General features: G+C 55.5%; 1 protein-coding gene. It reads left to right on the top strand.

The annotated features are described in order from the left end of the window. Positions 1-12 precede the first annotated feature (12 nt). Positions 13-153, top strand: coding sequence for an Ivy family c-type lysozyme inhibitor (locus tag ASU03_RS22155; RefSeq protein WP_442855155.1), 141 nt, complete (start codon positions 13-15; stop codon positions 151-153). Positions 154-860 lie beyond the last annotated feature (707 nt).

The following is an 860-nucleotide window of genomic DNA, read 5'->3' as shown; positions in this document are numbered from 1 at the left end:
GATGCCTACGCGATGTTGGTCGAAGTCCCTGCCGGGCTTCTGGCGGACAAGTCGCCAACACGGCATGCGGACTATCGTTTCATCGGCAAGCCCGATGAAGGCATGCAGAAGTTGCTGATGGAGCAACTCAAGAAAGATCCGAATTGGTACTAGGCCCGTCTGTGGGCCTGCCCAACAGGGGAACAGGCCAACTGTCTGTTTCTGTTTGCACCGCCGCCTGACGGCGATGCATGACCAGGGGGCCGGGTTGCTCTGATCAAGGGATCGGCGCGACCTACGGGTACAGGGAGTACCTGCGCAAGGGCCAGGTCGGGAGAAAAGCTGCGACGCAAGTCCGCAGGCCGTTATGGCCTGACGGGCTTGCGACGGGCTTGTGAGTCATCACACGGCACTTATGCCGCATGTAGCTGCAAATTTCCTTTCTGCTTCATCACAACCGTTTCGCGGTGTTACGGCGCGACCATCTATCGAGAAAGTTTGCCCTCGGCCAGACGTGTTTTTCGACGGTATGCGTAGGAATTTTCAAGAGTTTTTCCCGCCTGGCAAAAAAACCGAAAATCCCTGAGCGGGCCTGAAATGGCCGGTTCACGGCATGTATGCCTGACAAAATGTCGCATTCGGACGGACCAAACTGACGGTTTTATTTAAAAAAACCCATGCCGATTCGGCATAGGGTAGGCGTTTACGGCGTTAGACTATGCCCCCCCGCATCGGAATAGTTGCGCCTTTTTTCGCTTGCCAGTAAGCCATATCGGCCATCTGCGGTGACCTTCTACGGAGTCTGATGCTCACACTTTTTCGCTTCCGGGCGTTCCAGCTGGCGCATCTGCCTGAGTCCACTTGAAACAAGGGTAATGACA

Origin of the sequence: Colwellia sp. TT2012 (assembly GCF_001440345.1) — a bacterium.
GTDB lineage: Bacteria > Pseudomonadota > Gammaproteobacteria > Enterobacterales > Alteromonadaceae > Colwellia.
This window is presented reverse-complemented; position numbering and strand designations above follow the sequence as displayed.

Bases quoted from the DNA above. Each gene is read 5' to 3' on its own strand.
- ASU03_RS22155 (WP_442855155.1), top strand. From the start codon at position 13: ATGTTGGTCGAAGTCCCTGCCGGGCTTCTGGCGGACAAGTCGCCAACA.